Here is a 4,847-nt window from a genome sequence, read left to right on the forward strand (position 1 = left end):
GTAGCGGACGGGCCGGCGGCGGAAGGGCGTTCGCGGCGAAGGCCGGAGCCGGAGCCGCCTCAGGAGCTCGCGCGCGGGCCGGGAGTGGCGAGGAGGAGCAGCGACGGGCCCTCCACGGCAAGGGCCGTGAGGCCGGTGGCCGTGCCGGAGGCGTGCTCCTCGCCCGGCTCCCAGCGGACGCCGTCACCGGCCGACACCGGCACCCGTTGCCCGTCGGCGCCCGCCACCCAGCCATCGCCCGCGATCACCAGGAAGAGCTGACCCACCGGAGCCGGATGGGCGCCGATGGTCCCGCCCGGTTCGATGACCAGGCAGGTCAGGTTGACGGTTTCCCCGCCTGCGGCGACCGGTGTCGCGGTGGCACCGAGGCTGTCGTAGCGGTCGACGACCTTCTCGGCGCGGTCGAAGCGGAACATCTCCAAAGTAAGGACTCCTCGTACGATCGGAAAGCACCCGATCGTACGAGGTAGCCAGGCAGCGGGCGCCCGCACGGTCCGGGTGACCGGTCGGGACGTCGCGCGACCGCGGGGTGCGGAGGTGCCCAGCCCTGACGGGGCCGGGCACCTGACCAACACGACCAGGGCGCGCGGTGGCTGCCCGCCCGCTTCTCCCCCGGCCTGAGGGCAGGATCCGGTCACGCCGCCCGGCGCCGGACTCGACCCGCACGGCCCGAAGAACCACCGGTCCGACCGTAGGGTCGGACCGGTGGCACCCCCGGGGGCCGTCAGGAGAGGCGGCGCCAGCGCGCGGAGGCGAAGGAGAAGGCGCCGAAGAGCAGCAGACCGACGGCGGTGAGCACCAGCAGCCAGGGGCCGACCGGGGTGGTGGCGAGGCTGCGGAGGGTGTCGTCGAGGCCCTTGGCCCGCTGCGGGTCGAAGCGGACCGCGGCGGTGACGGCGAAGGCGCCGGCCGCAGCGAAGACGAGGCCGCGCGCGGTGTTGCCCGCGACCCCGCAGGCGGTGACGGCCGTTCGGACGCGCGGTCCCATCGCCGCCGTGTCCAACCGTTCGAGGAAGCGGCGCCGCAGGGCCCGGACGGCGGTGCCGACCCCGACCCAGGCCAGCACCAGGCCCGCCGCGCCGACCAGGTACCGCCCGGCCGGCAGGTCGAGGGCGGAGGCCGTCCAGTCCTTGGAGGTGTCGTCGCTGCTCGACCGTCCGCCGCTGCCCAGCGCGAAGGCGGCCGTTCCCCAGCAGACCGCAGCGTAGAAGAGCGCGCGGCCGGCGTTGAGGGCGCGCTTGCCCGGCTTGCCGTCCTTGCCACGGCCGAAAGCGGCCGTGGCGGCCCGCCACAGCGCCATGCCCGCGAAGCCGGCCACCAGCAGCCAGAGCACCGCCCGGCCCAGCGGCTGGTCGGCCACCGTGCGCAGCGCGCCCTGGCGGTCGGCCTCGTCCGAGCCCTTGCCGAAGGCGATCCGCAGGGCGAGGTAGCCGACCAGGACGTAGACGACGCCCCGGGCCGTGAACCCGGCGCGTCCGGCCCAGCGCAGCGCGCTGTCCGCCGTGTCGTCGGCGGCCGCTCCCCGGCCGGCCGGTCTTCCGTGCGCTCCTGCGGCCACGACGGCCCCCTCTCGGCAGCGGGCGCCGTGCGCGCCCGGTCTGCCGGGGCGTCTGCCCGGCAGACCGTCGGACACGCGTGCGGGCGAGCGGTGGGACGGGCGGGCGGCCCGGGCGTCAGACGGCCGGGTGCGGGTGGCCCAGGTGGGGGAAGACGGGGAGCAGGTCGACGTGCGGGGGGATGTGGTCGCCGGTGATCTTGCCGCCGGAGACCATGGACAGCCGGGCCGAGGTCACGTCGTCGACCAGGGTCCGCCCGTTGGGGTAGATCGCCGGGCGCGAGCGGTCGTAGCGAAGGATGTCGGGGAGGACGAGCTTCAGCGTCTCGGTGGCCGCGTCCGTGGTGTAGTCACCGGTGTGCTGGAGGACGGCCGTCCAGGGCTCGCGGTACTTCGCCCAGTCGTCGGCCGGTTCGCCCGCGTTGTACGCGTCCTTCACGTCCTCGGCGTTGAAGTAGGCGGTCAGGGAGGGGTGGGCGCCCCGGTCGACGGAGACCAGCCGGCCGTCCTCGTGGAGGCTGACCCGCGCCCAGACGCCGATCGTCGCCTCCGGCCCCAGCTCGGCGTCGGGGACTTCGAGGGCGATGCCGAAGACGTTCGCCTCGGCCATCGCGTCCTTGCCGGTCCAGGTGAAGTTGTTGACGATCCCTTCGAGGTCGGCGAAGAAGGGATCGCTGCGCAGGCCGACGGAGAGCTTGTAGCCGTGCGCCTCGACCACGTCGGGGGCGTCGCCGAAGGCGACCGGGACGCCGGCGAAGAGGATGTCGCCGCTGGCCTCGTGCTGGCGCGCGGCGTCACCGGTGGCCCGGTGGACGGTGACGGTCTGGGCGCCGGCCTCGGGGTCGGAGAAGGTGAAGGAGTAGGCGACGTCCGCCTGGTCGTCCCCGTCGTTGTCGATGTTGATCCGGTAGACCGCGTCCGGGTGGAAGGCGTTGGCCCGGGTCGGCGCGTACGGGTTCACGTCCATGATGAGCACCGTCCGCCCCGAGGCGTCGGCCGCCGGGAACGCGAACAGGTCGGTGAGGTCCAGCCGGGCGTCGCCCCGGGGCGACCGCAGGTTGGGACCGCTGAGGTGGTGGGACATGGCTGCGCTACCTCGTCTCTGCGTTCCCCCCTGGCTGTCGGCTCCGTTGCTACCAGCGGCACCCGTACAAGAGGGGGAGGCCACCCGTACAGAAGACGGCCGTCCGCCGATTTGCGGGCGGCCGGGGGTCTGTGACGGGTAGTCGGAGAGGGACGTCGGAGCTACGGAGTCAGAGGGAGGAGGCGGCGGCGAATTCGACGAACGCCTGCCAGGCGGCGGGCTCGAAGGCCAGCTGCGGGCCGCTCTTGTCCTTGGAGTCGCGGACGTGGACGGTGCCGGGCATGGAGGCGACCTCCACGCAGTTGGCGCCTTCGTTACCGCTGTGGCTGCTCGTGTGCCAGGCAACCTCGACGCACGCAGTGCCCTCGTTGCCGCTGTAGCTACTCTTACGCCAGGCAACCTCGATGCACTGGCCGCCCTCATTGCTGCTGTAGCTGCTCTTGAACCATGCCAGCTCGGTCATCGCTCTCCCAGCATCTTCTCGATCAGGGCCAGCGACTCCGGCGGAGTATGCGCCTGAGCCCTGAGGGTGCCGTACCGTGCGCTCATGATACGGACCTCCTCCGGGTCTGTGATCAGTCGACTGCTCTGCTGCACCTCGATGTAGCCACTCTGGGTTCGACCCTTTGGCGTGATCAAAGTGAACGGGCCACCCATACCGGGATGGTCGAACCGGGCCAACGGCATGATCTGGAGCGACATCCCACGCGTCCGGCCCACTGACAGCAGATGCTCCAGCTGCCCCGCGTGCACCTCCCAGCCCCCCAGAGGGCGGTGCAGAACACTCTCATCGATCACCCAGCTGAAGATGGCCCTGGGCCAGCGCGTCAGGATCTCCTGACGACCGATTCGCGCGGTCACCCGCTGCTCGATCACGTCCTCCGTGAGCAGCGGTTGACGCATTCCGTACAGCGCTCGCGCGTGCGCTTCGGTCTGAAGCAGTCCAGGGAAGACCAGCGTGCTGTACTCGTGGAGTTCAACAGCCTCGGCCTCCAAACCGGCGAAGTCCCTGAACCACGCGGGATGCCGCACTCTGGCCTTCGCCTTGGCTCTCATGACGTCATCCTTAGCGATCGCCAACAGGCCACCCGCATTGAGAATTCTGTCCGCCGCGTCCAGCAACTCGGGTTGCGGCGTTCGCTTTCCCCGCTCTACCGAGCCGATGAGGTGTTCGCCGTAACCGATTTGGTCGGCCAGCTCCTTCTGGGTCAGACCTGCGCGCTCCCGCAGAAGCTTGATCTGCTTTCCGACCGCACGGAAGAAGTCCGAGACCTCACCAAGGTCCTCATCCAGCTCCGGCCGGGCCTCGCCGCTCGCCCCGCCGCCACGTACTCCAGCCATCGCGACCACTCCGAACGTTCTATCCCAGTGAGTCACGCCCGCCAATCCACACAGGCGACCGTGCGCACCCACACAAGTACGCTCCGTACTCGCCGGATGCATGGTCAGACTACTTCCGAGGGACCAGGCTTTGTCACATGAAGTCCGAAATTCCCCTCGACACAGCGACCCCCCGCGCCCACACCGCGCAGCTCACCGCCTCCCCCAAGGGAGCCTCGATCGGGCGCCGGATCGCGAGACAACAACTCACGGCCTGGGGGCTCAACTCCATCGCCACCGAGACCTTCCACTCCGCGCTGCTCGTGATCGCCGAGCTGGCGGCCAACGCCAGCACCCATGGACGTGTGCCGGGCCGCGGGTTCGAGCTCGCGCTCCGCCTCGTCGACAAGCCCCCGGGCGGCGCCACCCTCCGCATCGAGGTGTCGGACTGCCGGGGGGACCGTCACCCCACCGTCCCCGCCGCCTGCGCCGCCCACGCGCAGTCCGGGCGCGGGCTCACCCTCGTCGGCGCGCTCGCCGACCGGTGGGGCAGCATCCCCCGCCACCCCAACGCCAAGACCGTCTGGGCCGAACTCGACCTCCCCCATGCCGCCTGAACGCCCCGGCACCACCCAGGCCACGGTCCTGACCGTGCTCCCTCTGGCCCTGCTGCTCGCCCTCCTCGTCTGGTTGCTCCCCCTCACCGCGCGGCATCATCACCCGGCCCGGCCGCGCCCGGCCCCGAGCGCCCCGACCGCTGCCCCCACCCGCCCCTGAGACCGGTGCCGCACAGGAAGTCGGACCCGGCCCCATGCAGTGGGGCAACCCATATCCCCGCGCAAAAAGCCCAAGCCGTGGACACCCGAACCCCCCCCGAAAAACCCCCCC

The 4,847-nt window shown here is 71.5% G+C and carries 6 protein-coding genes; 1 reads left to right on the plus strand and 5 read right to left on the minus strand.

Annotation, left to right across the window (positions count from 1 at the left end):
* Positions 1–59: 59 nt before the first annotated feature.
* The 5 genes from ACFWA9_RS16300 to ACFWA9_RS16320 all read right to left on the minus strand — a co-directional run bounded on the left by ACFWA9_RS16300 (position 60) and on the right by ACFWA9_RS16320 (position 3,980).
* Positions 60–416, minus strand: a complete 357-nt coding sequence (locus ACFWA9_RS16300; RefSeq protein ID WP_380387740.1) for a cupin domain-containing protein — start codon at positions 414–416, stop codon at positions 60–62.
* A 308-nt stretch (positions 417–724) separates the two neighbouring features.
* On the minus strand, positions 725–1,558 hold the full coding sequence (locus ACFWA9_RS16305; protein WP_380387654.1) for a DUF1206 domain-containing protein: 834 nt from the start codon (positions 1,556–1,558) through the stop codon (positions 725–727).
* A gap of 115 nt (positions 1,559–1,673) precedes the next feature.
* Positions 1,674–2,639 (minus strand): DUF4331 family protein, encoded by a 966-nt coding sequence (locus ACFWA9_RS16310; protein ID WP_380387657.1) that lies wholly within the window; start codon positions 2,637–2,639, stop codon positions 1,674–1,676.
* Positions 2,640–2,808: 169 nt separating this feature from the next.
* Complete coding sequence (locus ACFWA9_RS16315) at positions 2,809–3,102, minus strand: DUF397 domain-containing protein (RefSeq protein WP_380387660.1); 294 nt, start codon at positions 3,100–3,102, stop codon at positions 2,809–2,811.
* Positions 3,099–3,980, minus strand: coding sequence for a Scr1 family TA system antitoxin-like transcriptional regulator (locus ACFWA9_RS16320; RefSeq protein WP_380387743.1), 882 nt, complete (start codon positions 3,978–3,980; stop codon positions 3,099–3,101). Before ACFWA9_RS16320 ends, ACFWA9_RS16315 begins: the two co-directional genes overlap by 4 nt.
* A gap of 137 nt (positions 3,981–4,117) precedes the next feature.
* Between ACFWA9_RS16320 and ACFWA9_RS16325 the strand changes: the two genes are divergently transcribed.
* A complete protein-coding gene (locus ACFWA9_RS16325) occupies positions 4,118–4,576 on the plus strand; it encodes an ATP-binding protein (protein WP_380387663.1) in 459 nt (152 codons plus the stop codon).
* The last annotated feature ends 271 nt before the right edge of the window (positions 4,577–4,847 follow it).

It is taken from the genome of Kitasatospora sp. NPDC059973, from assembly GCF_042737525.1.
GTDB lineage: Bacteria > Actinomycetota > Actinomycetes > Streptomycetales > Streptomycetaceae > Kitasatospora.